Annotated in this window: 23 protein-coding genes, 1 tRNA gene and 1 pseudogene; 7 read left to right on the top strand and 18 right to left on the bottom strand. The window is 71.6% G+C overall.

Annotated features, from left to right (window positions below; translation table 11 throughout):
- Nucleotides 1–32 precede the first annotated feature (32 nt).
- From M5362_RS23630 to M5362_RS23650, 5 genes are all read right to left on the bottom strand, one after another.
- Nucleotides 33–815, bottom strand: coding sequence for an alpha/beta fold hydrolase (locus tag M5362_RS23630; RefSeq protein WP_260229713.1), 783 nt, complete (start codon nt 813–815; stop codon nt 33–35).
- A gap of 229 nt (nt 816–1,044) precedes the next feature.
- A tRNA-His gene (locus tag M5362_RS23635) sits at nt 1,045–1,117 on the bottom strand.
- 154 nt (nt 1,118–1,271) lie between these two features.
- Nucleotides 1,272–1,874, bottom strand: coding sequence for an oligoribonuclease (gene orn, locus M5362_RS23640; RefSeq protein ID WP_260229714.1), 603 nt, complete (start codon nt 1,872–1,874; stop codon nt 1,272–1,274).
- Nucleotides 1,875–2,085: 211 nt separating this feature from the next.
- Nucleotides 2,086–3,255, bottom strand: coding sequence for a helix-turn-helix domain-containing protein (locus M5362_RS23645; protein WP_260229715.1), 1,170 nt, complete (start codon nt 3,253–3,255; stop codon nt 2,086–2,088).
- Between the two features lie 397 nt (nt 3,256–3,652).
- Nucleotides 3,653–4,057 carry a hypothetical protein gene (locus M5362_RS23650; RefSeq protein ID WP_374214514.1) on the bottom strand — a complete coding sequence of 135 codons (405 nt, stop codon included), beginning with the start codon at nt 4,055–4,057 and terminating at the stop codon, nt 3,653–3,655.
- 334 nt (nt 4,058–4,391) lie between these two features.
- Here M5362_RS23650 and M5362_RS23655 point away from each other — a divergent pair, with 334 nt between their 5' ends.
- A complete protein-coding gene (locus M5362_RS23655) occupies nt 4,392–4,913 on the top strand; it encodes a universal stress protein (RefSeq protein WP_260229716.1) in 522 nt (173 codons plus the stop codon).
- Between the two features lie 165 nt (nt 4,914–5,078).
- Nucleotides 5,079–5,642, top strand: coding sequence for a GPR1/FUN34/YaaH family transporter (locus M5362_RS23660; RefSeq protein WP_260229717.1), 564 nt, complete (start codon nt 5,079–5,081; stop codon nt 5,640–5,642).
- A gap of 227 nt (nt 5,643–5,869) precedes the next feature.
- Here the strand turns inward: M5362_RS23660 and glmS are convergent, their stop codons facing one another.
- Together glmS and M5362_RS23670 are read right to left on the bottom strand one after the other, a co-directional pair.
- Nucleotides 5,870–7,687: a glutamine--fructose-6-phosphate transaminase (isomerizing) gene (gene glmS / locus M5362_RS23665; RefSeq protein WP_260229718.1), complete on the bottom strand. Its 1,818-nt coding sequence runs from the start codon at nt 7,685–7,687 to the stop codon at nt 5,870–5,872.
- Between the two features lie 33 nt (nt 7,688–7,720).
- A complete protein-coding gene (locus tag M5362_RS23670) occupies nt 7,721–7,996 on the bottom strand; it encodes a hypothetical protein (RefSeq protein ID WP_260229719.1) in 276 nt (91 codons plus the stop codon).
- A gap of 186 nt (nt 7,997–8,182) precedes the next feature.
- Between M5362_RS23670 and M5362_RS23675 the strand changes: the two genes are divergently transcribed.
- Nucleotides 8,183–9,805, top strand: a complete 1,623-nt coding sequence (locus tag M5362_RS23675) for a beta-N-acetylhexosaminidase (protein WP_260229720.1) — start codon at nt 8,183–8,185, stop codon at nt 9,803–9,805.
- A gap of 82 nt (nt 9,806–9,887) precedes the next feature.
- Here the strand turns inward: M5362_RS23675 and M5362_RS23680 are convergent, their stop codons facing one another.
- The 3 genes from M5362_RS23680 to M5362_RS23690 are packed head-to-tail and all read right to left on the bottom strand — an operon-like array spanning nt 9,888 to nt 12,352.
- Nucleotides 9,888–10,736, bottom strand: a complete 849-nt coding sequence (locus M5362_RS23680; RefSeq protein ID WP_260229721.1) for a siderophore-interacting protein — start codon at nt 10,734–10,736, stop codon at nt 9,888–9,890.
- Nucleotides 10,737–10,740: 4 nt separating this feature from the next.
- Nucleotides 10,741–11,790, bottom strand: a complete 1,050-nt coding sequence (locus M5362_RS23685) for an ABC transporter substrate-binding protein (RefSeq protein WP_260229722.1) — start codon at nt 11,788–11,790, stop codon at nt 10,741–10,743.
- Between the two features lie 28 nt (nt 11,791–11,818).
- Nucleotides 11,819–12,352 carry an ATP-binding protein gene (locus M5362_RS23690; RefSeq protein WP_308354900.1) on the bottom strand — a complete coding sequence of 178 codons (534 nt, stop codon included), beginning with the start codon at nt 12,350–12,352 and terminating at the stop codon, nt 11,819–11,821.
- A gap of 84 nt (nt 12,353–12,436) precedes the next feature.
- On the opposite strand from M5362_RS23690, the gene M5362_RS23695 reads away from it, so the two are divergent.
- Both M5362_RS23695 and M5362_RS23700 read left to right on the top strand, forming a co-directional pair.
- Nucleotides 12,437–13,276, top strand: coding sequence for a helix-turn-helix transcriptional regulator (locus tag M5362_RS23695; RefSeq protein ID WP_260229789.1), 840 nt, complete (start codon nt 12,437–12,439; stop codon nt 13,274–13,276).
- On the top strand, nt 13,245–13,514 hold the full coding sequence (locus tag M5362_RS23700; RefSeq protein WP_260229723.1) for a DUF397 domain-containing protein: 270 nt from the start codon (nt 13,245–13,247) through the stop codon (nt 13,512–13,514). The genes M5362_RS23695 and M5362_RS23700 overlap by 32 nt, the downstream gene beginning before the upstream one ends.
- A gap of 1,136 nt (nt 13,515–14,650) precedes the next feature.
- Here M5362_RS23700 and M5362_RS23705 read toward each other — a convergent pair.
- From M5362_RS23705 to M5362_RS23720, 4 genes are read right to left on the bottom strand one after another with little or no spacing between them, the layout of a single operon-like run.
- Complete coding sequence (locus tag M5362_RS23705; RefSeq protein ID WP_260229724.1) at nt 14,651–15,811, bottom strand: acyl-CoA dehydrogenase family protein; 1,161 nt, start codon at nt 15,809–15,811, stop codon at nt 14,651–14,653.
- A 7-nt stretch (nt 15,812–15,818) separates the two neighbouring features.
- On the bottom strand, nt 15,819–16,754 hold the full coding sequence (locus M5362_RS23710) for a hydroxymethylglutaryl-CoA lyase (protein WP_260229725.1): 936 nt from the start codon (nt 16,752–16,754) through the stop codon (nt 15,819–15,821).
- Entirely contained in the window at nt 16,751–18,796 is a 2,046-nt protein-coding gene (locus tag M5362_RS23715) for a biotin carboxylase N-terminal domain-containing protein (RefSeq protein WP_260229726.1), read from the bottom strand. Before M5362_RS23715 ends, M5362_RS23710 begins: the two co-directional genes overlap by 4 nt.
- A gap of 20 nt (nt 18,797–18,816) precedes the next feature.
- Entirely contained in the window at nt 18,817–20,424 is a 1,608-nt protein-coding gene (locus M5362_RS23720) for a carboxyl transferase domain-containing protein (protein WP_260229727.1), read from the bottom strand.
- An 87-nt stretch (nt 20,425–20,511) separates the two neighbouring features.
- On the opposite strand from M5362_RS23720, the gene M5362_RS23725 reads away from it, so the two are divergent.
- Nucleotides 20,512–21,099: a TetR/AcrR family transcriptional regulator gene (locus M5362_RS23725; RefSeq protein ID WP_260229728.1), complete on the top strand. Its 588-nt coding sequence runs from the start codon at nt 20,512–20,514 to the stop codon at nt 21,097–21,099.
- An 86-nt stretch (nt 21,100–21,185) separates the two neighbouring features.
- Entirely contained in the window at nt 21,186–21,968 is a 783-nt protein-coding gene (locus tag M5362_RS23730) for a phosphatase (protein WP_260229729.1), read from the top strand.
- A gap of 48 nt (nt 21,969–22,016) precedes the next feature.
- Here the strand turns inward: M5362_RS23730 and M5362_RS23735 are convergent.
- From M5362_RS23735 to M5362_RS23750, 4 genes and pseudogenes are all read right to left on the bottom strand, one after another.
- Nucleotides 22,017–23,043, bottom strand: a pseudogene (locus M5362_RS23735) (cation diffusion facilitator family transporter).
- Between the two features lie 23 nt (nt 23,044–23,066).
- A complete protein-coding gene (tesB, locus tag M5362_RS23740) occupies nt 23,067–23,927 on the bottom strand; it encodes an acyl-CoA thioesterase II (RefSeq protein WP_260229730.1) in 861 nt (286 codons plus the stop codon).
- The gene (locus tag M5362_RS23745; RefSeq protein ID WP_260229731.1) at nt 23,928–25,085 is read right to left on the bottom strand and encodes an acyl-CoA dehydrogenase family protein; all 1,158 of its coding nucleotides are present in this window, start codon (nt 25,083–25,085) and stop codon (nt 23,928–23,930) included. It abuts the gene before it with no gap.
- Between the two features lie 127 nt (nt 25,086–25,212).
- Nucleotides 25,213–26,445 carry a helix-turn-helix transcriptional regulator gene (locus M5362_RS23750; protein ID WP_260229732.1) on the bottom strand — a complete coding sequence of 411 codons (1,233 nt, stop codon included), beginning with the start codon at nt 26,443–26,445 and terminating at the stop codon, nt 25,213–25,215.
- Nucleotides 26,446–26,597: the final 152 nt, after the last annotated feature.

Genomic DNA, 26,597 nt, shown 5'->3' on the forward strand with positions numbered 1-26,597 from the left:
CACCCCACCGCCGGCCGGAGCGCGCCTCTTCGTCAGCCGACGGCCCCGCGCTCGACCAAACCGAGGAACTCGGTGATCAGCTTCCCCCACGCCTCCGGGTTCTCGGCGAACGGCGCGTGGCCCGTGGCCAGTTCGGTGAGACGCGCACCGGGGATGCCGGCGGCGACGGCACGGTGCAGCGCGGGCGCCACCAGCCGGTCCTCGGTCGTCGATATCACCAGGGTCGGCACGCCCACCCGTCCCAGCTCCTCCCGGACGTCCGCGCGCGTCACCAGGTCCGCGTGCTCCGGCGTCCCCGCCGGGACCGACTCGGCGGTGAGCCGGACGAGGCCCTCGACGGCCTCCGGCGTCATCGGGTCAAGCGTCGCGGAGCCGAGCACCAGGGGCACCAGAAGGCGCGCCACCAGTTCGTGCCGACCGCTGTCCGCGAGGTCCCGCCACAGCAGCGAGGACTGCCGCAACGCATGGTCGGCGCAGGCGAACGGGGCCGTCAGGACGAGGGCCGTCACGCGCTCCGGATGGCGGGTGGCCGCGCGGACGGCGACCGTCGTCCCCAGGGAGTACCCGGAGACCGCGAACCGCTCCACCCCCGCCTCGTCGGCCGCCGCCACCAACCCGTCGGCCAGGGCGTCCAGTTCGAGCGGCTCCGTGGCGCGCGGCGCCCCGCCCGTCCCCGGCAGGTCGAAGCCGACGACCAGACGTCCGCCGGAGGCCAACGCGCCCCTGATCGGGCCGTAGTTGGCGTCGATGCCCCCGCCGGATCCATGGGCGAGCAGGAGCGCGTGAGAAGCCGTCGTCGAAGTCACCGCAGTCATCGAAGATCCCCCAAATCTGTAGTGGACGTTACGAAATCACCGTACAGCAGATTCCATAGCGGCCACTACAGAAAACGGTTCACTCTTTCGAGGCATGTGAGGAGGGGGCCGTGCGGGACGGACCGCAGGCGGCGAGGGGTTGCGTAGCTCACACCAGTGGGCAAGTCGCGGGGTGCCCCGGAAAACGACCGAGGCCCCGGTTCTTTCGAACCGGGGCCTCGATCTTCAGGGTGAGTAACGGGACTCGAACCCGCGACATCCTGGACCACAACCAGGTGCTCTACCAGCTGAGCTATACCCACCATGACCGGCGGTTTTCCCGAAGGTTTCCCCGACCGGCCGAGAAGAAGTCTACAGGGTCCGAGAGGGTGCTCGCGCCCGTATTCGACCCGGCGGCGCCGGAGGGGCGTCAGGGGTGCGTCAGGGGCGCGAGCGGGGGTGCTCGGACGGTGGGGACTACTCCGGCGGCAGGACGTGGCGCGCGGCGATCTTCTTCGCCGTGTCCGAGTCCGGTCCGGGCTGCGGGACGAAGACCGCCTCGCGGTAGTAGCGCAGCTCCGCGATGGACTCGCGGATGTCGGCGAGCGCACGGTGGTTGCCGCTCTTCTCCGGACTGTTGAAGTACGCCCTCGGGTACCAGCGGCGGGCCAGCTCCTTGACCGAGGAGACATCGACGATCCGGTAGTGCAGGTGGCTCTCCAGCGCCGCCATGTCCCGCGCGAGGAAGCCCCGGTCGGTCGAGACGGAGTTCCCGCAGAGGGGGGCCTTCCCGGGCTCCTTCACGTGCTCGCGCACGTAGGCGAGGACCTGTGCCTCGGCGTCGGCGAGGGTGGTGCCGCCGGCGAGCTCGTCGAGCAGGCCGGAGGCCGTGTGCATCTGGCGCACGATCTCGGGCATGGTCTCCAGCGCCGCCTCCGGCGGGCGGATCACGATGTCCACCCCTTCGCCGAGTACGTTCAGTTCCGAGTCGGTGACCAGTGCGGCCACCTCGATGAGTGCGTCGTCCGTCAGCGAGAGCCCGGTCATCTCGCAGTCGATCCACACCATGCGATCGTTCATGCGTCCTACCTTAGGGGGTGGCTCCCGGTTCGGACCGGGACCGGCGGTACGGCTCACGGCCGGCCCGCCCGCCGACCCGGCGTCAACCCGCCCGTCGGCCCGCCCGGAGACCGGCCCGCCGACCCGACGCCGACGGGCGCCCGGGAGGGTGTCCCCGGGCGCCCGTCGGTTCTCGGTTGCGCGGCTTGTGGCGCGCGGTCCGGCCTCGCCCCTAGGGGGCGCTGCGCTGGCCCGGCAGGGCCGGGCGGCCGGAGGCGTACACGTCGGACTGCGGCTTGCCCGGCTCCATGGGGCCCCCGGGCCGCCGGACGACCGGCGAGCCCTGCGGGGGCACCAGCGGGTCGAGCACCGCCGTCGACGTCTCGGTCTGCGGGCGCCTGGCCCGGTAGGCCGCGCGGTACGCGGCCGGCGAGGAGCCGAGCTGGCGGCGGAAGTGGCCGCGCAGCGCCACCGGGGAGCGGAAGCCGCAGCGTCCCGCGACCTCGTCGACCGAGTAGTCGGAGGTCTCGAGCAGCCGCTGCGCCTGCAGCACCCGCTGGGTGATCAGCCACTGCAGCGGGGCGGACCCCGTCAGCGACCGGAAACGGCGGTCGAACGTACGCCGTGACATGTACGCACGGGCCGCGAGCGTCTCCACGTCGAACTGCTCGTGGAGGTGCTCCAGGGCCCAGGCGACGACCTCCGCGAGCGGGTCGGCGCCGATCTCCTCGGGTAAAGACCTGTCGAGGTAGCGCTCCTGGCCGCCGCTGCGCCGCGGCGGGACGACCAGGCGGCGCGCCAGTGCGCCCGCGGCCTCCGCGCCGTGGTCGGTCCGCACGATGTGCAGACACAGGTCGATGCCGGCCGCGGTGCCGGCCGAGGTCAGTACGTCCCCGTCGTCGACGAAGAGCTCCCGCGGGTCCACGTGGACCGACGGATAGCGCTTCGCGAGCGTCGGCGCGTACATCCAGTGTGTGGTGGCCGGGCGGCTGTCGAGCAGTCCGGCCGCGGCGAGCACGAACGCGCCGGTGCACAGCCCGACGATCCGCGCGCCTTCTTCGTGTGCCCGGCGCAGCGCTTCGAGTGCCTCCGGCGGTGGCGGCGAGGTGATCGACCGCCAGGCCGGCACGACGACTGTGCCGGCACGGCTGATCGCGTCCAGGCCGTACGGCGCGGTCAGTTCGAGGCCCCCTGTGGTCCGCAGCGGGCCTTCCTCGCCGGCACATACGAGCAGCCGGTACCGCGGTACTCCTGCGTCCTGCCGGTCAATGCCGAACACGGAGAGCGGGATGGAGCTCTCGAAGATGGGGCCGCCGCTGAACAGCAGCACCGCGACGACTTCGCGGCGGCGGCGTCCGGACAACTTCCGTGCGGCCTCCGTTACGGCGGAGTCCTGGCTCATGACGCTAAGCCCCCCTCGGTGTTCGCGTCTCCCTGGTCCTGTCGCTCCTGCACGTTTCCCCTCGGTTTTGCACGAGACCCCAGTCTTCGATACTCATGATCGAATCTACTGTGTTCCGTGGCGCCGGCGTGACAAGTTCTCCATCCGGCACATTGTCGACAAGGCAACTTGGCGCGAAGCATTCGATCACGAAGCGTTCCACTCGCGGGCCGCGCAGGGAAGTGCGCCGTGGCCGCATGGCCCATCCCCGTAGGGTGTGCGGGCCGGGCTCGGGGCTTTCATGCCTGGTGGCAACGGGGTTGAGGGGGCATTCCGCCAAGGACTCGCCGACGTTTGGAAGTTGGCTGAAAACGTACGGGTCCGGGTGTGCGAATGCGTCAGCTTCACGGGGGGTACGTCAGCCGTGACGGTGGTTTCGGCCGCTGTGGGAGTGGCGCGCGCGGGGTCCCGCCGCCTCCGCGCGCAGACCGCGTTCCGCGCGGCGCAGCAGCACCCGGCAGACCGCCGTCACCGCGGCGAGGCCGAGCGCGGTCCCGACGGCTCCGCCCAGTGACGTGCCGTAGACCACGAGGACGACCGGGACGAGGACGCAGCAGAAGGCCGCCCAGCGGACGACGTCGCCCGCCGGGTCCGCCGCCGCACCTGCCGGGGGCTCCGGGGCGCGCCGGCGTCCGCCGCCCGGCGCAGACACGACGGTGTGCGCGGGGGCGTGGGCCGGGGCGTGGGCGGGCGGGCCGGCGGGGGAGCGGGTGTCGACGGGACCGGTGGTGGCGGGGTGGGCGGCGGCCGATGGTACGGGCACGGGCGGAGCTCCCTGCGACGGTGACTGGACCTGTGGCAACGAGAAGCGGAACGTTCCGGTCACTGCCGGGGGCGTCCGTTTGGCCCCCGTACCGGACAGCTGTAGGACACAACCGGCATTGCCATATCGGGACGGGCTCGTGCATGCTCCCTGGGACGCCGTGAGGGCGCCGCGTGTGGCCTCGGACCGCTCTGGGCAGGAAAGGAGTGTCGCCGTACCCTTGGGGGTATGGGCTTGGGAAGGTGATTCCCGGACACTGCTCCGCCGCCAACCGCTGGTCCGTACGACGTTCTTACCGTCCCTTTTCACAAGGATCTTCTTCGCCGAGACACCGATGGCCGGTCACGAATTCTCCGAACCCGCGGACCGCAAGCGCGTCGCCGACTCCACGGTCGACCCCCTCGCGGTGGAACAGCCACGCCACTCCTGTGATCCCGCCTTCCGGCACGGAGTGGTCGTCGGCTTCGACGGCTCGACGTCCAGCGAGCGAGCCCTCGCGTACGCCATCGGCATGGCCCGCCGCTCCGGCTCCGGGCTGATCATCGTGCATGTCGCCAACCGGCTGCCCACCACCGTCTGGGCGGGGTGCGAGCCGCCGGTCTTCGTCGACGTCCCCGACCACCGCACCGAGGTGCTCGGCCTTGAGCTGGCCTGCGCGGACTACCTGGCCGAGGTCCCCTGGATCCTCGTCGAGCGCGGCGGCGACATCTGTCACGAGCTGGAGGAGGTCGGCCGGGAGTACTCGGCCGACGCGATCGTGGTCGGATCGACGCACGGCATCGTCGGCCGGATCTTCGGCTCGGTGGCCGGCCGGCTGGCGAAGCGCGCGCAGCGGCCCGTGATCGTCATTCCCTGAGCGTCCGCGCCCCCGGGTTCCTTCTCTTCGACGCTTCGTCAACTCCCTTGCTGCGGCGATAATTTCTGCCCCCGTCAGGTGATTTGTGTGCTTGTGAAGGGTAGTTAAAGGTCACCGGAACAAGCAGCTCACGCAGCACAACTGCCCACTTGAAGGGAGCCCGCCGTGGACAACGAAGTCGCCGCGGGAAACACGACCTCCACTCTCGGCCACCTCGCGCTCGGACTGACCTTGCTGGCCTTCGGCATAGGCGGTACAGGCGTCGTGGACAACGTCGCGGCGTCCGACGCCGCGGCCCTCGCCACCTGGGTCGGCGGGGTGACGCTCTTCCTCGTCGGTCTGCTCGCCCTGCGCGCCGGCAACGGCGGCACGGGTACGGCCTACGCGGCGCTCGGCGCCTTCTGGTTCACCTGGGGCACCGGGGTGGGCGACGCAGGGTCGGCCGAGGCGAGCGGTCTCTTCCTGCTGCTGTGGGCGCTGCTGGCGCTCACGCTGACGGTGGCCGCCGGAGGCAGCGGTCTGTTCGGGCAGGGCGTGTACGGGCTGCTGTTCGTCGCGCTGCTGCTGCTCGGCATCGGCGCCCTCGCCGACAACGGCGGTCTGGCGAAGGCGGGCGGCTGGGTCGCCGCGGTGGCGGGCCTCGCGGCCTGGTACGGAGCGACGGCGGCGGTGGCCAACTGGCCGACCTCGCTGGGCCGCGCGCGCCGCAGCGCGCCCGCCGCGAGCTGACGCCGGCCCGGAGGGGAGACGAAGGGCCCGTAGGGGAGACGGAAGAGCCCGTAGGGGCGATCCAGGCACCACGGAGAAAGAGCGGTCCCTGTGCGCGCGTGGCGTGCACAGGGACCGCTCTTCGTGTCCGGCCGGGCGTCCGGCCCTCCGGGGACAGGTCCGGAATGCGGGCGGACGGGCTTTCCCGGCCGTGGTCGAGAGCTCCGGGGGACAGGCCCGGTCTGCTGCTACTCGACCGTGACGGACTTGGCCAGGTTGCGCGGCTTGTCGATGTCGCGGCCCATGGCGAGCGCCGTGTGGTACGCGAGGAGCTGGAGCGGGATGCCCATCAGGATCGGGTCCAGCTCGTCCTCGTTCTTCGGGACGACGATGGTGTGGTCGGCCTTCGCCTGCGGCTGGTGCGCGACCGCGAGGATACGGCCGCTGCGGGCCTTGATCTCCTCCAGGGCGGCGCGGTTCTTCTCCAGCAGGTCGTCGTCGGGGACGATCGCGACCGTCGGCAGGGCCGGCTCGATGAGGGCGAGCGGGCCGTGCTTCAGCTCGGAGGCCGGGTACGCCTCGGCGTGGATGTAGGAGATCTCCTTGAGCTTCAGGGAGGCCTCCAGGGCGACCGGGTAGCCACGCACGCGGCCGATGAACATCATCGACTGGGCGCCCGCGTACTGCTCGGCGATCTTCTTGATCTCGTCCTCGGTCTCGAGGATCTCGCTGATCTGCGCGGGCAGCTTGCGCAGGCCCTCGATGATCCGCTTGCCGTCGGTGACCGACAGGTCGCGGATGCGGCCGAGGTGCAGGGCGAGCAGCGCGAACGCGGTGACCGTGTTGGTGAAGCACTTGGTGGAGACGACGCAGACCTCCGGGCCGGCGTGCACGTACACGCCGCCGTCGGCCTCGCGGGCGATCGCCGAGCCGACGACGTTGACCACGCCGAGGACGCGGGCGCCCTTGCGCTTGAGCTCCTGCACGGCGGCCAGCACGTCGTACGTCTCACCCGACTGGGAGACGGCGATGTACAGGGTGTCGGGGTCCACGACCGGGTTGCGGTAGCGGAACTCCGAGGCCGGCTCGGCGTCGGCGGGGATCCGGGCCATGGACTCGATCAGGCCCGCGCCGATGAGGCCGGCGTGGTACGAGGTGCCGCAGCCGAGGATCTTGATCCGGCGGATGGTGCGGGCCTCGCGGGCGTCGAGGTTCAGGCCGCCCAGGTGGACGGTGGAGAAGCGGTCGTCGATCCGGCCGCGCAGCACGCGGTCGACCGCGTCGGGCTGCTCGCAGATCTCCTTGTGCATGTACGTGTCGTGGCCGCCCATGTCGTAGGAGGCGGCCTCCCACTCCACGGTCTCCGGGGTGGCCGTCGTCGAGGCGCCCGAGGTCGTGTACGTACGGAAGTCGTCGGCCTTGAGGGTGGCCATCTCGCCGTCGTCGAGGGTGACGACCTGGCGGGTGTGGGCGATCAGGGCGGCGACGTCGGAGGCGACGAACATCTCCTTCTCGCCGATGCCGAGGACGACCGGGGAGCCGTTGCGGGCCACCACGATGCGGTCGTTGAAGTCGGCGTGCATGACGGCGATGCCGTAGGTGCCCTCGATGACCTTGAGCGCCTCGCGGACCTTCTCCTCCAGGGTGGTGGCCTGGGAGCGGGCGATCAGGTGGGTGATGACCTCGGTGTCGGTCTCCGACGCGAAGACGACGCCGTCCGCCTCCAGCTTGGCGCGGAGCTCCTGGGCGTTGTCGACGATGCCGTTGTGGACGACCGCGACCTTGTTCTCGGGGTCCAGGTGCGGGTGCGAGTTGATGTCGCTCGGCGCGCCGTGGGTGGCCCAGCGGGTGTGGGCGATGCCGGTGGTGCCGGTGAAGCGCTTCGGGACGCGGGCCTCCAGGTCACGGACCCGGCCCTTGGCCTTCACCATCTTCAGGCCGGAGGCCTTCGGGCTGGTGATGACGATGCCGGCGGAGTCGTACCCCCGGTACTCCAGCCGCTGCAGGCCTTCCAGCAGCAGCGGGGCCACGTCGCGCTTTCCGATGTAACCGACAATTCCACACATAAAGGTGTAACCCCTCCAGGTTGGTGAGTGTGCTCAGCCGTAGACGATGCGGCGCAGCTGCCGGAGCGAGAGCTCCGGCGGCGCCACGGCGCGGTGCGGCAGCTCGGCCGCGATGCGCTCGAAGATCTCGGCGTTCACGGCGCCACCGGACTGCATTTCGCGGTGGCGGCGTCGGACGAACGTCTCGGTCGACTCGTCGAAGTACGCCAGCACGTCGAGTACCACCCGGGCGGCTTCACCGCGCTGCAGCGCGGTGCTGCGCACCAGGTGGTCGATGAGGTCGTCATGCGACGGGCGGCGTTCGAGCACCTGTGAATACTGAGGGGTGCCCCCGGTGTTTCGCAAGAATCCTGCCCGAATTCGGGCAGACGACCTCATGATCGGCGCGCTGGCGGGGAAATTGGTCTACACCTTGACCGCGCAAGTGGTCCACGGTACGCATGGTGACTGTTCGGATACGCATATCCACAGCCGCGAAGTCCACCGAAAGGGACCATGCCTGTGAGACAGCGCAGAACGCTTCCCCGTGTGCTCGGCGCCCTGCTGCTCCTTGCGGCGGCCGGCATCTCCTGCGTCGGGGCCGCCCCCACCGCCCACTCCGCCGCCGAACCCGCACCCCGCCCGCTCGGCCGGATCGTGCCCGCCCCCGCCTCCGTGGCGCCCGGCGGGCAGCCGTACACGATCACGGCCTCCACCCGCATCCGGGTCGACGAGCGCTCCCGCGAGTCCCGCGCCGTCGCCGCCTACCTCGCCGGGATCCTGCGCCCCTCGACCGGCCACCCGCTGCGCGTCGTCGACGAGGACGACGCGCACGGCGGCATCCGGCTCCGCCTCAGCAACGCGGAGAAGTCGCTCGGCGACGAGGGCTACCGGCTCCAGTCCGGCCGCGGCGGCATCACCCTCACGGCCCACCGGCCCGCCGGACTCTTCCGCGGCGTCCAGACCCTGCGCCAGCAGCTCCCGGCGGCCGTCGAGAAGAAGACCGTGCAGCCCGGGCCGTGGCAGGTCGCGGGCGGCACCATCACCGACACCCCGCGCTACGCCTACCGAGGCGCGATGCTCGACGTCTCCCGCCACTTCTTCACCGTCGACCAGGTCAAGCGGTACATCGACCAGCTCGCCCTCTACAAGGTCAACAAGCTGCACCTGCACCTCTCCGACGACCAGGGCTGGCGCATCGCCATCGACTCCTGGCCCCGGCTCGCCACCTACGGCGGCTCCACCCAGGTCGGCGGCGGACCCGGCGGGTACTACACGAAGGACGACTACCGGGAGATCGTGCGGTACGCGGCCTCCCGCTACCAGGAGGTCGTCCCCGAGATCGACCTCCCCGGTCACACCAACGCCGCCCTCGCCTCCTACGCCGAGCTGAACTGCGACGGAGTCGCCCCGCCGCTCTACACGGGCACCAGCGTCGGCTTCAGCTCCCTGTGCGTCCCGAAGCCCGTCACGTACGACTTCGTGGACGACGTGATCCGCGAGCTCGCCGCGCTCACGCCGGGGAAGTACCTCCACATCGGCGGCGACGAGGCGCACTCCACGGCCCACGAGGACTACGTGGCCTTCATGGAGAAGGTCCAGCCGATCGTCGCGAAGTACGGCAAGACCGTCGTCGGCTGGCACCAGCTGACGGGCGCCACGCCCGCCGAGGGCGCGCTCGCCCAGTACTGGGGCCTCGACCGCACGAGCGCCGCGGAGAAGGAACAGGTCGCCGCGGCCGCCCGCAACGGCACCGGGCTCATCCTCTCGCCGGCCGACCGGGTCTACCTCGACATGAAGTACACGAAGGACACCAAGCTGGGCCTGGCCTGGGCCGGCTACGTCGAGGTGCAGCGCTCGTACGACTGGAACCCGGCCGCCTACCTCCCGGGCGCGCCCGCCGAGGCCGTGAAGGGCGTCGAGGCGCCGCTGTGGACGGAGACCGTCTCGCAGAACGCGCACATCGACCAGATGGCCTTCCCGCGCCTGCCGGGAGTGGCCGAGCTGGGCTGGTCCCCGGCGGCGACGCACGACTGGGAGGCCTACAAGGTGCGGCTCGCGGCACAGGGGCCGAGGTTCGAGGCGCTCGGGATCGACTACTACCGCTCGCCGCAGGTCCCGTGGCCCGCGGCTGAGTAGCACGAAGCGCGGGCCCGGCGGAGGACCGTACTCTCCGCCGGGCCCGCGCCGGTCTGTGTCTCACGACGTGCCGGTCTCCAGCTCAGGAGACGTCCTCGGGCGTCTCGCGCAGGGCGTCCTCGGACAGTCCCTTGCGCCAGTAGCCGACGAACGTGACCCGACGGCGGTCGAGCCCACGGTCGCGTACGAAGTGGCGGCGCAGCTCCTTCACCGAACCGGACTCGCCCGCGATCCAGACGTACGGATCCTCGCCCGGCAGCTCGGCGGCGCGCACCGCGTCCACCGCGGACGGCGCGCCCTCCTCCCGCACCAGCCAGGTGACCGTGGCGTCGGCCTCGGTCGCGAGCTCCAGGCGGTCGCCGGAGAAGGGGATCTCCAGATAGGCGTGCGTCCGGGTGCCGGCCGGCAGCCACTCCAGGATCGCCGCGGCGGCCGGCAGGGCCGTCTCGTCCGCCCAGAGGAGGACGGAGTCGACGTCGTCCGGGAGTTGGAAGCGGACGCCGGTGTTGGCGGGCGTCGCCGGGCCGAGCACGACGACCCGGTCACCGGGCGCGGCCTGCTGCGCCCAGCGGCAGGCGGGGCCGCCGTCCTCGTGGAGGGCGAAGTCGATGTCCATCTCGCCCGGCCCGCCGGGCTCGGTGCGCTGCTCGCGGACGGTGTACGAGCGCATCACGGCCCGCTCGTCGTGCGGCATCGCCCGCCAGGCGCCCAGGATCGCGTACATGTCGGGGTCGTCCAACGGCGGCAGGACGGGGGCCTCCTGGCCGGGGTGCGGCAGGAAGAGGGAGAGCGACTGGTCCCGCCCGCCGGAGGCGAACGACGCCAGGTCCTCGCCCGTGAAGGTCACGCGGACCAGCGACGGGCCGAGCCGCCTCGTCCTGTCGACCTGGAGGGAGAAGAACCGGAACGGGGCGGTCTCTGCGTTCGTCATCGGGTCAGGAAACCTTCTTCGCGTTCTCCAGCGCCTTGGCCAGGTCCTCCAGGAGCGGCGCGCACTTGGCGTACGAGTAGATCGGCTCGGTCACACGCGGGATGACCTGACCGGCCTTGACGGCGGGCAGCGCGGCCCAGGTCGGCTTGGACTTCAGCGCCTCGGGCTGGAGGGCCGAGGTGCGGTTGTCGAGCATGATGATGTCGGCCTGGTACTTGTCGACGTTCTCCCAGCTCAGACCCTCGAACCAGCCGCCCTGGTCGAGCGCGGTGGGGGTGACCAGGTTGACGCCCAGCTCCTTGAAGTAGACCGTGTCGGTCGGCCGGACCGGGGTGGAGACGTAGAACAGGTCGGGGGAGCCGGAGCCGATCAGGACCTTGATGTCCTTCTTGCCCTTGGCGGCCTGGCGGACCCGCTCGGCGGCGGCCTCGAAACGGGCCTTGTCGGCGAGGATCCGCTTGGTCTTCACATCGGCGCCGAGGGAGGCGGCGAGGTCGGCGTGGCGCTGGAGCACGGCCGGCATGGACTTGTCGGAGGCCCACAGGGCGACGCTCGGGGCGACCTTGAGGATCTTGTCCTTCTGCTCGGCCGGGACGTACCAGAGGTCGTTCTTCTCCCACATGTCCGTGATGAGGAGGTCCGGGTTGAGCTTGAGGTACTCCTCGATCTTGAACTCGCCCCAGACGTTGCCTATGACCTTGACCTTCGTGACGTCGAGGTCGCCCGCCTGGACGTCCGGCCTCACCTCGCCCGTCTTCGGGTCCTTGACCGTGGTCGGGCCGAAGACGCCCTTGACCTCGATGCCGAAGTCCTTGAGGGCGGCGGCCATACCGGTGAAGGCGACGATGTTCTTCGGGGTGGACTTCGCCTCGACGGCCGTGCCGCGGTCGTCGGTGAACTTCCACGGGCCGGCCTTCTCGGCGGAGCCGCCGGCAGCACCGCTTCCGGCCTTCTCGCTGCCACAGGCGGCGAGCGCGGCGCCGAGCCCGAGGGCGCCGCCCGCGGCGAGCAGACCGCGACGGGTGAGGGAGGTGGCTCGGGCGTTGCTGGGCATGGCGAAGTCGCTTTCGGTGCGGGCCTGATCAGGCCTGGGCGATGTGAGGGTAGGGTAACCTAACTTCCTGTTGATCTGGAGGGGTGGGTTCCGGTCGGGACCGGTTCCGGCTGGTGGGTTCCGGCCGGTGGGTTTCGGTCGGTGGGTTGTCGCACTCGAACCAGACCGTCTTGCCGCCGGCGGACGGCTCCACGCCCCATCGGTCGGTCACGGCCTCGACGAGCGCGAGCCCCCGCCCGCCCTCCGCGAGCGGCTCGGCCGCCTTCGCGTAGAGCGGCCCGGGCACCTCGTCCGCCACCTCCACCCTGAGGGCGTGCGGCTCCCGCAGGATCAGCACGGTGCAGGACCGCCCGGGGACGTGTCGTACGACGTTGGCGACGAGCTCGGTGAGCGCGAGCTCGGCGGCGTCGGTGAGGTGGTCGAGCTCCCAACGGGTGAGGAAGATGCGCAGGATGCGGCGCATGTGACCGGCGGAGTGCTCACCGACGGTGAAGCCCATGCGGTAGCGGTGGCGAAGTTCCGTCGGATAGAGGTCGGTTGCGAGGTCAGTTGCGTGATTCATGGCACCAGAGTGGGGTGGGCTGGTTACGCTCGGCTACGGAGCGAAACGAACGCAGTCATGCGTGAGCTTGGGGGTGACCTCGTCGTGGTCAACATCCGCAGTCTGGATCCGAGTGCCTCGCCGCTGGACTACTACGGCTCGGAACTCCGCCGGTTGAGGGAGGAGGCGGGGCTGAACCAGCAGCAGTTGGGCGACATCGTCTACTGCACGGCGTCGCTGATCGGCCAGATAGAGACGGCGAAGAAGGTCCCCACGCGCGAGTTCTCGGAACGGCTCGACGCGGCGCTGATGACGGGCGGGTTGTTCTCGCGGCTGGTGGGGTTGGTCCTGAAGAGCCAGCTGCCGACGTGGTTCCAGCAGTACGCGGAGCTTGAGGCGAAGGCGACGTACATCTCCACGTACCAGGCGCAGCTGGTGTACGGGTTGCTTCAGACGGAGGAGTACGCGCGGGCAGTGCTGAGCGTCGACCACCCGGACAAGCTCGACGAGATGGTGGCCGCTCGGATGGAGCGCCAGCGCATCCTGGAGCGGGACTATCCGCCGGTTCTGTGTGTCGTCCTCGACGAGGCGGTGCTGCACCGGGAACTCGGCGATGCCGAGGTGATGCGGAACCAACTCGCCAACCTGTTGGGCTTCCTGGACCATCGGTGGGTCCAGGTGCAGGTGCTTCCGTTCAAGGCCGGGCAACACACCGGGCTGCTGGGTTCGTTCAATCTTCTGCGCTTCGAGGACGACCCGGACATCTGCTACACCGAGAGCTATGACTCGGGCCATATGACCGCGAATTCTCAGGCGATCCGGGAGCGTTCCGTCGGTTACGCTCGACTGCAGGCTACGGCCCTCTCACGGGAGGACTCGGCTGCGCTGATCGCTCGCGTGATGGAGGAACGGTATGAGTACGAGCCAGATCCTGCGGTGGCGTAAGTCCTCGTACAGCGGCCCCAGTGGCGGCGAGTGTGTCGAGTGCGCCCCGCTCGGCGGCGCCGCGTGGCGGAAGTCCTCCTTCAGCGGTCCCAACGGTGGCGACTGCATCGAGGTCGCCGACCTGGCCGCTCACGTCGCCGTCCGGGACTCCAAGGTCCCCGAGGGTCCCGTCTTCCTGGCTACCCCCGCCGCGTTCTCCGCGTTCGTGACGGCCACTGCCCATGGTCTCCTCGGCTGATCGTGGTGACGGGCCCTCGCGGGCTTCTGGTTCGGCCGCCCTCGTTCCGAGTGTGGCGACCGGAGGCGGTGCGTCAAGGGCGCTCCTTCGTCGCGTCGGCTGCGCCGATTCCGCTGCGCTCCACCCTTGACCCACCACCTCGGGTCGCCTTTTCACACTCGGAGGGCGGCCGGGGGGCGTGGCCACGCAGGGGCCTGGCGGGTACCTGAGCAGGGATCGGCGCCCGCGGCCGCGTGGGTGGGATTGCGCGGTAGTTGAATGGGGCGGCCCGGCACGGCTCAGCGTCTCTCCACCGGTGGGCGGCTGGGCCTCATGCCCCGCTGGTCACTGCCCGGTGGGTGGTGAGAACCGGGAGCTTGCGGACGTAACCGTCCCGTACCTGCGGTAGCACCGCACCAATGGCCCGGATGCGGGGGCCAATCCGCTCGATGGGTCCGACTTCGGGCGGTTGGCGTCGTCGCAGGCCCCCGGTCCGCGGGGCTGAAGTGGACGTAAGTGCAGCGTACTTGCGGTAACTATCCTCGGTTCGGGCCGTTTCGGGGCGATCGAGGTCCCGCAGGCGTAATCCGGGCACTTACGGTCGCTCCACCCACCCAGGGTGACCAGCGGGGCATGAGGCCCGGCCGTCCGGAAACCGTCAGCCGCTGAGCCGGTGCCGGGCCGCCCCATTCAACTGCCGCGCAACACCACCCGCCGGGCGGCAGGCGCTGAGCAGAGCGGCACCGCCCCCGGCCTGGACGCGTGGCCACGCCCCCCGGCCGCCCTCCGAGTGTGAAAAGGCGGGTGGAGGCGGTGGGTCAAGGGTGGCCGTAGGCCATCGCGAAGCGACGCGACGAAGGAGCGCCCTTGAGGCGCCGGTGGAACCCGCCACACTCGGAACGAGGGCGGCCGACCCAGAAGCTCACCGGGCCCAGGATTCGACCGCCTGGGAAGCCAGAGGCTCGCAAACCCCAGGGCCGCGACCCGTCGCCCCGGCCTGGGTGACGGGCCAGGCCCGGGCCCTCCCGAGACCCCAGGCCCCGGGAGAGCCCGGCCCCCGGGGCCCGGCCGCTCCCGACTCCCGAGCCCCCGGCCCCGTACCGCCGTACCGCCGTACCCGTACCGCCGTACCGCCCTACCGCCCTACCGCCGTCCCGTCAGGCCTGGAGGCCCAGTTCTCGGGCGATCAGCATGCGCTGGACCTCGCTCGTGCCCTCGCCGATCTCCAGGATCTTGGAGTCGCGCCACATCCGGGCCACCGGGTACTCGTTCATGAAGCCGTAGCCGCCGTGGATCTGGGTGGCCTCGCGGGCGTTGTCCACCGCGACCGTCGACGAGTACAGCTTCGCCAGCGCCGCCTCCTTCTTGAACGGCTCGCCCAGCACCAGGCGCGAGGCCGCGTCCCGCCAGCCGATCCGGGCCATGTGCGCCCGCATCTCCATGTCCGCGATCTTGAACTGGATGGCCTGGTTGTCGCCGATCGGCCGGCCGAAGGCGTGACGTTCCTTCGCGTACTTCACCGACTCGTCGACACAGCCCTGCGCGAGCCCGGTCGCCAGCGCCGAGATCGCGATCCGGCCCTCGTCGAGGATCCGGAGGAACTGCGCGTAGCCACGGCCCTCTTCACCGAGCAGGTTCGCGGCCGGCACGCGGACGTCGTCGAAGGACAGCTCGCGGGTGTCCGAGGCGTTCCAGCCGACCTTGGAGTAGGGCGCGGCGACCGTGAACCCCGGGGTGCCGGAGGGAACGATGATCGAGGAGATCAGCGGGCGGCCGTCGGGCTTGCGGCCGGTGACGGCCGTGACGGTGACCAGACCCGTGATGTCCGTACCGGAGTTGGTGATGAAGCACTTCGAGCCGTTGATGACCCAGTCGTCGCCGTCACGGACGGCGGTGGTGCGGGTGCCGCCGGCGTCGCTGCCCGCGCCGGGCTCGGTCAGGCCGAACGCGCCGAGGATCTCGCCCGAGCACATCCGGGGGAGCCACTCCTGCTTCTGCTCCTCGGTGCCGAAGCGGTAGACCGGCATCGCGCCGAGCGACACCCCCGCCTCCAGGGTGATCGCCACGGAGGAGTCGACGCGGGCGAGCTCCTCGAGGGCGATGCCGAGGGCGAGGTAGTCGCCGCCCATACCGCCGTACTCCTCCGGGAAGGGCAGGCCGAACAGGCCCATCCGGCCCATCTCGCGGACGATCTCGTACGGGAACTCGTGGCGCTCGTAGTAGTCGCCGATCTTCGGCGCGACGACGTCGTGCGCGAACTCCTCCACGGTGCGGCGGAGTTCCTCGTGCTCTTCGGAGAGACGGTGGTCGAGGGACATGGGTACGTCACTCCTTGTGGGAGAGGGCGCGGACGGTACGGGAAGGGCTCGGTCGGCCCAGCTGTTCGGCCATCCACACGCTGGTGGCGGTGAGGGCGGCCAGGTCGACCCCGGTCTCGATGCCGAGGCCGTCGAGCATCCACACGAGGTCCTCGGTGGCGAGGTTGCCCGTGGCGCTCTTGGCGTAGGGGCAGCCGCCGAGGCCGCCGGCGGAGGCGTCGACCGTGGTGACGCCGTGCCGGAGCGCGGCGAGGGTGTTGGAGAGTGCCTGGCCGTACGTGTCGTGGAAGTGCACGGCGAGACGGGAGGTGGGGACGCCGGCCTCGTTCAGGCTCTCCAGGAGCTCCGTGACGTGTCCCGGGGTGGCGACGCCGATGGTGTCGCCGAGGCTCAGCTCGTCGCAGCCCATCTCGGCCAGGGCCTTGGTGACACGGACGACCTGCTCGACGGGGACGGCGCCCTCCCAGGGGTCGCCGAAGCACATGGAGAGGTAGCCGCGGATGCGGAGGCCCTGCTCTATGGCCCGGGTGACGACCGGCTCGAACATGGCGAGCGCCTCGTCGACGGTCCGGTTCAGGTTGGCCTTCGCGAAGGACTCCGTGGCGGAGGCGAAGACCGCGACGTCGCGGGCGCCGAGCGCGAGGGCGCGGTCGAGACCGCGCTCGTTCGGCACGAGGACGGGCAGGCGTGCCGGCAGGCCGCTGACGAGCGGGAACAGCTCCTCGGCGTCGGCCAGCTGGGGCACCCACCTGGGGTGGACGAAGCTGGTCGCCTCGACGGTGGAGAGCCCGGCGGCGGCGAGCCGCCGCACGAACTCGGCCTTCGTGGCGGTCGGGACGACGGTTTTCTCGTTCTGCAGCCCGTCGCGGGGCCCGACCTCGTGGATCCGGACGCGGGCGGGGAGCCCGGCGGCGGGCACGCGCATGGGCAGGCCCGTGGTCATGATTCCTCCCTGGGGGTCACCACGGCGAGGATCTGGTCCATGGCGACGGTGGAGCCGGGGGTGACGTCCAGCTCGGTGACGGTGCCGGCGTGCGGGGCGGAGATGACGTGCTCCATCTTCATGGCCTCGACGACGAGCAGGCTCTGCCCGGCCTCGACCTCGTCCCCGACCGCGACCTTGACGACCGTGACGGTCCCGGGCATGGGCGCGGCCAGAGTGTCGGCCCCTCCGTGCCGGGCGCCGGTGAGGGCGGCGGCGACGGGGTCGTGGTGCAGGACGTGCCAGGAGTCGCCGTCGCGGCCGAGCCAGAGCCCTTCCGCGGAGGGGGCGAGGTGGAGGCGGTGGGTGACCCCGTCGACGGACAGGGTGAGCTCGCCCTCCGCCGCCCCTGCGGAAGCCACGGCCGACGGGTTGCCGACGAGAGCGGCGGTGACCGGGTCGGCCGCCACCTCCGGGTCGCCGAGCAGCAGCTCGGCGCCGGACGCCGTGCCGCGCACCCGGACGGTCACGGGGTCGTGGCCCGGGACGCGGAACTGCAGGACGGTCCAGGCGGGCGTGCCGCCGAGTCGCCAGCCGCTGCGGACGTCGAAGGGGTCGACCCAGCCGGTGCCCGCGGGGGCGGGGCCTCGGGTGCCCGCGGAGGGGGCACCCCACGCGGTCAGCAGCGCCGCCGCCGCGTACACCTCGTCCGGGACGCCCGTCGGGACCAGGCTGTCCGCGTCGCGTTCCACCAGGCCCGTGTCCAGGTCGCCGCTCACCACCGACTCGTGGGCCAGCAGGCGGCGCAGGAACCCCGCGTTGGTCGGGACGCCCAGGGTGACCGTGTCCGCGAGGGCCGCGCGCAGGCGGCGCAGGGCCGTGGGGCGGTCCTGCGCGTGGACGATGACCTTCGACAGCATCGGGTCGTACAGGCTGCCGACCTCCGTGCCCTCGCTCAGCCCCGAGTCCGTGCGGACTCCGGCGCCCTGCGGCTCGCGCAGCGAGAGGACCGTGCCGCCGGACGGGAGGAAGCCCCGCGAGGGGTCCTCCGCGCAGATCCGGGCCTCGATCGCCCAGCCGTCGAGGCGGACGTCCTCCTGGGCGAAGCCCAGCTTCTCGCCCGCCGCGACCCGCAGCTGCCACTCCACCAGGTCGATCCCGGTGATCAGCTCCGTCACCGGGTGCTCCACCTGGAGCCGGGTGTTCATCTCCATGAAGTAGTACGAGGACGGGTCGACGCCCGGCACGATGAACTCGACCGTGCCCGCGCCGACATAGCCGCACGAGCGCGCCGCCTCGACCGCCGCCGCGCCCATCTCCTCGCGGATCCCGGGCGTCAGCAGGACGCTCGGCGCCTCCTCGATGATCTTCTGGTGGCGCCGCTGGAGCGAGCACTCGCGCTCACCGAGGTGCACGACGTTGCCGTGCCCGTCCGCGAGGACCTGGATCTCGATGTGCCGCGGCCGGTCGATCCACCGCTCCACGAGCAGCGTGTCGTCGCCGAACGACGACCGCGCCTCGCGCCGTGCCGCCGCGATCTCGTCGGTCAGCGTCGCCAGGTCGCGCACCAGGCGCATGCCCTTGCCGCCGCCGCCCGCCGAGGGCTTCAGCAGGACCGGGGCGCCCAGCTCGCGCGCCGCCGCCTCCAGTTCCGGATCCGCCGCGCCGGGGACGACCGGGACGCCGGCCGCCTTCACGGTCTCCTTCGCCCGGATCTTGTCGCCCATCAGGGAGATCGCGGACGCCGGAGGGCCGATGAAGACCAGGCCCGCGTCCGCGCACGCCTGCGCGAAGCCCGCGTTCTCGGCCAGGAAGCCGTAGCCCGGGTGGACCGCCTGCGCGCCCGTCCGGCGGGCCGCGTCGAGGAGCGCCTCCACCGACAGGTACGACTCCGAGGCCGCCGGCGGGCCGATCCGTACCGCCGTGTCCGCCTCCCGGACATGGCGTGCCTCGGCGTCCGCGTCGCTGTGGACCGCCACCGAGCGCACGCCGAGCGCCCGCAGGGTGCGGATGACCCGGACCGCGATCTCGCCGCGATTGGCGACGAGCACCGTGTCGAACATGTGCTGCATCCTTGGGTCCCTCACATCCGGAAGACGCCGAACTGGGGGTCACCCAGGGGCGCGTTGGCACAGGCCGTCAGGGCGAGGCCCACCACCTGGCGGGTCTCCATCGGGTCGATGACCCCGTCGTCCCAGAGGCGCGCCGACGCGTAGTAGGCGTTGCCCTGGGTGTCGTACTGCGCGCGGATCGGGTCCTTGAAGGCCTCCTCGTCCTCCGCGCTCCACTCGTCGCCGAGCTGGTCCCGCTTGACGGTGGCGAGGACGGACGCCGCCTGCTCGCCGCCCATGACCGAGATCTTGGCGTTGGGCCACATCCACAGGAAGCGCGGGGAGTACGCCCGGCCGCACATCGAGTAGTTGCCCGCGCCGTACGAGCCTCCGACGACCACGGTCAGCTTCGGCACGCGCGTGCAGGCCACGGCGGTCACCATCTTGGCGCCGTGCTTGGCGATGCCGCCCGCCTCGTAGTCCTTGCCGACCATGAAGCCCGAGATGTTCTGGAGGAAGAGGAGCGGGATGCCGCGCTGGTCGCACAGCTCGATGAAGTGCGCGCCCTTCTGGGCGGACTCGGAGAAGAGGATGCCGTTGTTGGCGACGATCCCGACCGGGTGGCCGTGGATCCGGGCGAAGCCGGTGACCAGCGTCTGCCCGTACTCGGCCTTGAACTCCTGGAAGCGGGAGGCGTCCACGATCCGCGCGATGACCTCGCGGACGTCGTAGGGGGTGCGGGAGTCGACCGGCACCGCGCCGTAGAGCCCCGCGGGGTCCACCTTCGGCTCCTCGACCGGCTCGACCGACCAGGGGAGGGCGGCGCGCGCGGGGAGGGTCGAGACGATGTTGCGGACGATCCGGAGCGCGTGGGCGTCGTCCTCCGCGAGGTGGTCGGTGACTCCGGACGTACGGGAGTGCACCTCGCCGCCGCCCAGCTCCTCCGCCGTGACGACCTCGCCGGTCGCGGCCTTCACCAGCGGCGGTCCGCCGAGGAAGATCGTGCCCTGGTTCCGTACGATCACGGCCTCGTCGCTCATCGCCGGGACGTACGCGCCACCGGCCGTGCAGGAGCCGAGGACCGCCGCGATCTGCGGGATGCCGGCGCCGGACATCCGGGCCTGGTTGTAGAAGATCCGGCCGAAGTGCTCGCGGTCCGGGAAGACCTCGTCCTGCATGGGCAGGAACGCGCCGCCGGAGTCGACCAGGTAGAGGCAGGGGAGACGATTCTCCAGCGCCACCTCCTGGGCCCTCAGGTGCTTCTTCACCGTCATCGGGTAGTACGTGCCGCCCTTGACGGTCGCGTCGTTGGCGACGATCACGCACTCACGGCCCGAGACCCGCCCGATGCCCGCGATGACACCGGCGGCCGGTGCCGCGTCGCCGTACATCCCGTTCGCGGCGAGCGGGGCCAGCTCCAGGAACGGGGAACCCGGGTCGAGGAGGGTGTCCACGCGGTCGCGCGGCAGCAGTTTTCCGCGCGCGGTGTGCCGGGCGCGGGCCTTCTCACCGCCGCCCAGCGCGGCCGCGGCCAGCTTGGCGCGCAGAGTGGCCGAGAGCTCGTGGTGAGCGGCCTCATTGGCCTGCCAGGCCGCCGACGCGGGGTCCGCCGCGCTCGTCAGCACAGGTGCCTGCTGCATCTCTCGAGCTCCCTTGCTCGGTTAATGAGCGTTAACGTATGTCGTTCAGGTTAACGACCGCTAACCCGGTTGTCTAGAATCGCTTCCATGACCACCACCGCCAGGACCGACGCCCCCACGCGACGCGAGCAGATCCTCAAGGAGGCCGCTCGCCTCTTCGCCGAGCGCGGCTTCCACGGGGTGGGCGTCGACGAGATAGGAGCCGCCGTCGGCATCAGCGGCCCCGGTCTCTACCGGCACTTCCCGGGCAAGGACGCGATGCTCGCGGAGCTGCTCGTCGGGATCAGCGAGCGGCTCCTGGACGGCGGGCGCCTGCGGGTCGGCGAGGAGCCCGGCGACCCGCGGGTCCTGCTCGGCGCGCTCATCGACGGGCACATCGACTTCGCGCTCGACGACCGGCCCCTGATCACCCTGCACGACCGGGAGCTGGACCGGCTCAAGGACGAGGACCGCAAGCGGGTGCGCCAGCTCCAGCGGCAGTACGTGGAGCTGTGGGTGACGGTCGTACGGGAGCTGTACCCGGCGGCCGGTGAGGGGGAGGCCCGGGCGGCCGTCCACGCCGTCTTCGGGCTGCTGAACTCGACGCCCCACCTCGCCGCGCTGGGCCGGGCCCCCATGGAGGACCTCCTGAGGCGCCTGGCGCACGGGGCGTTCGGGGCCCTGGGAGCCGAGTAGGTCACCGGTCCTGCGGGCCGTGCCCACCGGTCCCGCACCGCGAAACGATTGCCCACAACCGTTGCGGGTCCTTCAGAATGAGCACCATGCCGATACTCAGTCGCCCCGCCCTTGTCGAGCACCTCGTACGGACCCGGATCGCGGGCGATGTCGCCACCCCGCGCGACAACAACCTCGCCCACTACCGCAAGCTCGCCAACGGTGACCGGCACTACTGGCTCGGCCTGGAACTCGGCGACCGGTGGACCGACGAGCAGGACGTGCTCGCCGTGATGGCCGAGCGGTGCGGGGTGAACGACGATCCCGCCCACCGCACCGGGCAGGACACCATCGACCCCGAGCTCACCGTCGACGCCCTCGACCGGGCGGCCGCGCGCCTGCGCAAGGCCGCCGCCGACGAGGAGCGGGTGCTCTTCGCGACCGGCCACCCGGGCGCGCTGATCGACGCCCACAGCCGGGTCGCCGCCGCGCTGCGGGCCAGGGGCTGCGACATCGTGCGGATCCCCGGCGGACTCACCGCCGACGAGGGGTACGTCGTGCAGTTCGCCGACGTCGCCGTCTTCGAGCGGGGCGCCACCCTCTGGCACACCCATTCGCCGGAGCCCATGAACGCGATCCTGGACGGCCTGGAGGCCCTGGGCGAGCGGCGGCCCGACCTCGTCGTCGCCGACCACGGCTGGGCCGGCCGTGCCGGTCAGCGCGGGATCGACTCCGTCGGGTACGCCGACTGCAACGACCCCGCCCTCTTCATCGGCGAGGCCGAGGGCACGATGCAGGTCACGATCCCGCTGGACGACCACGTCCTCGACCCCCGGTACTACGAGCCGCTCACCGACTACCTGCTCGACGCGGCGGGCCTGAAGGACTGACGGCCGGGCGGCCGGACGACGACGGGGCCGCACGGGGCCGCGGCCCCGTCACGCGTCCCGCGGCGCACGCCGGCCGAGACCGGGGGTCGGGTCCAGGTACACCCGCCTGACGGCCGGGAATCGCTCCCGCAGCTGCTGTTCGGCCTCCTCGCAGGCCCATTCGACCTGCCCGGCCGACGCCACGTCACGGAAGTCGACCTTGGCCGCGATCAGGACCTCCTCCGGGCCCTGGATCAGCGTCGTCAGGTCGAGCACGTCGATGATGTGCGGGACCGACAGCAGCTCCTCGCGGATCTCCGCCCGCATCCGCCTCGGAACCGGCCGGCCGATCAGCAGCTCCGCGTTCGAGCGGCCGAGCACCCAGGCCACGTACACGAGCAGCAGGCCGATGAGGATCGAGGCGACGCCGTCCCACACGTCCGAGCCGGTGAGCTCGACGCCGAGCAGACCGCCGGCCGCCAGCAGCAGACCGGCCAGCGCGGCCGAGTCCTCCATCACGACGGCCTTGACGGTCGTGTCGGGGGTGCGCCGCAGATAGCGGCCGAAGGGCGTCCTCTTCCGTGCCGCCTCGCCCCTGACCTGGCGGACGCCGGTCCGCAGGGAGAAGCTCTCCAGGACGAAGGCGACGCCGAGCACGATGTACGAGACGAGCGGGTCGCCCACCTCCTCGCCCTGGACGAGGGTGTGGACGCCGTCGTAGACCGAGAAGACCGCCCCGCCGACGAAGGTGGCGACGGCGGCGAGCATCGCCCAGACGTAGCGTTCGTTCGCGTAGCCGAGCGGATGGTCCTCGTCGGCCGGCTTCTCGCTCCGCTTCAGCGCGGTGAGCAGCATGACCTCGGTGACGGTGTCGGCGACCGAGTGGGCCGCCTCGGAGAGCATCGCGCTCGATCCTCCCCCATAGCCCTTCGGGCATGGGAGGTGCCCCCACGATCCCGGCGACGGCCTTGGCGGCGGCGATCCCCAGGTTCGCCACCGCCGCCACGATCACCGTGACGGTGCTCTCGCCGTTCTGCGAGCCGTTCTGCGAGCTGTTCTGTGCGTCGTCGTTCCGTGCGTCGTCGTTCCGCGCCATGGTCCGGACGGTATGTCCGGCCCTCAGCGCGGGATGCGAACGACACCCTCCTGGATGACCGAGATCGCCAGCCGCCCGTCCTGCGTGTAGATCCGCGCCTGGCCGAGCCCCCGCCCGCCCGACGCGGACGGCGACTCCTGGTCGTACAGCAGCCACTCGTCGGCCCGGAACGGCCGGTGGAACCACATCGCGTGGTCCAGCGACGCCCCGACGACGTCCCCGACCGCCCAGCCGCCGCGCCCGTGGGCGAGCAGCACCGAGTCGAGCAGCGTCATGTCGGAGACGTAGGTCGCCAGGCAGACGTGCAGCAGGGGGTCGTCGGCCAGCTTGCCGTTCGTACGGAACCAGACCTGCGAGCGCGGCTCGCGCGGCTCCCCTACCGAACCCCACGGCGGCACGTCGGCGTAGCGCAGGTCCACCGCGGCCCGCGCCTCGACCAGGCGCGCGGCCACCTCCGCCGGGAGGTGCCGGGGCAGCATCTCGGCCGCCGTCGGCAGGGACTCCGGGTCCGGCGCGGCCGGCATGTCGTACTGGTGCTCAAGCCCCTCCTCGTACGTCTGGAAGGACGCGGAGAAGTGGAAGATCGGCTGCCCGTGCTGGACGGCGACGACCCGGCGGGTGGTGAAGGAGCGGCCGTCACGGATGCGGTCGACCGTGTAGACGATCGGCGCGCCCGGGTCCCCGGCGCGCAGGAAGTACGCGTGCAGGGAGTGGACGAGCCGGTCCGCGGGGACGGTCCGGCCCGCCGCCACCAGCGCCTGGGCGGCCACCTGGCCGCCGAAGACGCGGGGGACGACGGCGGAGCGGGACTGTCCCCGGAAGATGTTCTGCTCGATCTGCTCCAGGTCGAGCAGATCGAGCAGAGCGTCCAGAGCCTCGGGCACTTACAGGCCCATCGACTTGGCGATGATCGACTTCATGATCTCGCTCGTACCGCCGTAGATGCGGTTGACGCGGTTGTCGGCGTACAGGCGCGCGATCGGGTACTCGTTCATGTAGCCGTAGCCGCCGTGCAGCTGGAGGCAGCGGTCGATCACGCGGTGCGCGACCTCGGTGCAGAAGAGCTTGGCGCTCGCGGCCTCGGCCGGGGTCAGCTCGCCCGCGTCCAGGGCCTCCAGGGCGCGGTCGGCGACCGCCTCGGCGGCGTCCACCTCGGCCTGGCAGGCGGCCAGTTCGAACTTGGTGTTCTGGAAGTGCGCGACCGGCTTGCCGAAGACCGTGCGGTCCGTGACGTACTGCTGGGCGAAGCGGACGGCGGCCTTGGCCTGCGCGTAGGCGCCGAAGGCGATGCCCCAGCGCTCGGAGGCCAGGTTGTGGCCGAGGTAGTAGAAGCCCTTGTTCTCCTCGCCGAGCAGGTCCTCGACCGGCACCTTCACGTCGACGAACGCCAGCTCGGCGGTGTCGGAGGTGCGCAGGCCGAGCTTGTCCAGCTTGCGGCCGATGGAGTAGCCCTCGGACTTGGTGTCCACGGCGAAGAGGGAGATGCCGAAGCGGCGGTCCTCGGCCGTCGGGGCGGAGGTACGGGCACAGACGATCACGCGGTCGGCGTGGACGCCACCGGTGATGAAGGTCTTGGAGCCGTTGAGGACGTAGTGCGTGCCGTCCTCGGAGAGCTTGGCGGTGGTCTTCATGCCCGCGACGTCGGAGCCGGTGCCCGGCTCGGTCATCGCCAGCGCCCACATCTCCTCGCCGGAGACGAACTTCGGGAGGTAACGCTTCTTCTGCTCGTCGGTGGCGAGCATCTTGATGTACGGCAGGGCGAGCAGCACGTGGACGCCGGAGCCGCCGAACTGGACGCCCGCGCGGGAGGTCTCCTCGTAGAGGACGGCCTCGAACTTGTGGGTGTCCAGGCCCGCGCCGCCGAACTCCTCGGGCACGTTGATGCCGAAGACGCCCAGCTCGCCGAGCTTGTCGTAGAACTCGCGCGGCGCCTGGCCCGCGGCGAACCAGTCGTCGTAGACGGGGACGACCTCGGCCTCGATGAAGGCCCGGATGGTCTCCCGGAACGCCTCGTGGTCCTCGTTGAATACCGTACGGCGCACGAGCCGCCTCCTTCGGAGTCCTGCGTACCTGACGCACTATGCCTAAGCGCTTGCTCAGTCAAGTTACCCATCGGTTCGCGCCGCTGTCCAGATCTGGGGGCCCCAGGGTTGCCCACATCACGTCCACTCAGGAGCCGGGCGCCTCGCCGGGTACCCAGCGGAGGCCGACGGAGTCGTACTCCCACACCGGGCGGCCCCGCAGACCGCTCGTCCGGAAGGGTGCGCCGTCCTCGTCCCCGATCCGGACCGTGCCCCGGCGCCCCTCCGAGCTCCACTCCAGCTCCAGGTACCAGCGGCAGTCGCACCCCGCCGCCCCGGCCGAGACCAGCAGCTCCTCCGGCTCGGCGGCGCTGACCGTGTACGGGAAGGAGACCGCCGGGAGCGTCCGGCCCTCCTCCCCGGAGGCGTCGTACCCGTCCAGCGCCCGCGCCACCGGCCGCGGCCGGTCCAGGTCCACCTCGAAACGGCGCGGCGTCACCGCCCCGCCGCACCCGCCGCCCATCTGGTACGCGGTCCACGGCAGCGGCGCGCCCCGCTCGACCACCCGCACGTGCAGCGCCTGGAGCACCACCGCCGCCGAGTTCTTCCCCTGCACCGACACCCGCACCAGCGTCTTCCCGCCGTCCACGGCCCCCTGCGTCACCGCCCAGCTCCTCGCGTCGGCCGACCCCGGCGGGGGAGGGGGCGTCCGCTCCACGAGGTAGGTGTGCCCGCACCCGTCCTCATAGAGGTGCGAGGCGACCGTCCACGTCAGCGGCGCCGGCGGTTCGGCGGCCCGCTCCCGGGTCTTCCCGGGCAGGAGTACGGCTCCGAGCGTCACCGCCCCCACGACCGCCAGCACCCCGCCGACCAAGCCCAACCACGCCCACCGGCGCCTCCGCCGCCCGGACGGGAGGCCCGGCACGCGCGCGTGCACGGGTTCCAGCTCGGGGTCGGGCTCGGGCTCGGACGCGGGCTCGGGCTCGGACGCGGGCTCCGGGGCCGGCTCGGGCTCCGGGGCCGGCTCGGGCTCCGGCGTCGGCTTCGGTTCCGGGCCGGGCACGGGCTCCGCGTCGGGCACGGGCTCCGCGTCGGGCACGGGCTCCGCGTCGGGCTCCGGCACCGGAGGGCGACGGGTGCGGTCGGCGCGGCTCCAGGCCACCTCCAGGGCCCGCCGCTCCTCCTCGTCCGCCCCGCACAGCAGGGCGAGGTGGTCGACCACGGCGAACTCCTCCGGGACGGTCGCGCCCGAGCAGTAGCGGTGGAGGGTGGACGCGCTGACGCTCAGGCGCCGGCCCAGCGCCTCGTAACTGCGCCCGTCCCGCGCCTTCAGCGCGTGCACGAGCCGCGCGAACTCCTCGACGGCGGCGTCCTTCGGCATTCCATCCCCCTCGAACCTGCGTCCCACGCTTCATGTCCTTGCACGTCAGTGGGGGTGGGATGGTTCCGGGACGGGTGGAGGGCGCGTCACCGTTGCAAGCAACGGGCTCCGGCCCGACGCTGGTCGAGCACTGACCGAACGACCCGACGGGG

The sequence above is a fragment of the Streptomyces sp. Je 1-79 genome (genome assembly GCF_025195125.1).
In the GTDB taxonomy this organism is placed as follows: Bacteria; Actinomycetota; Actinomycetes; order Streptomycetales; family Streptomycetaceae; genus Streptomyces.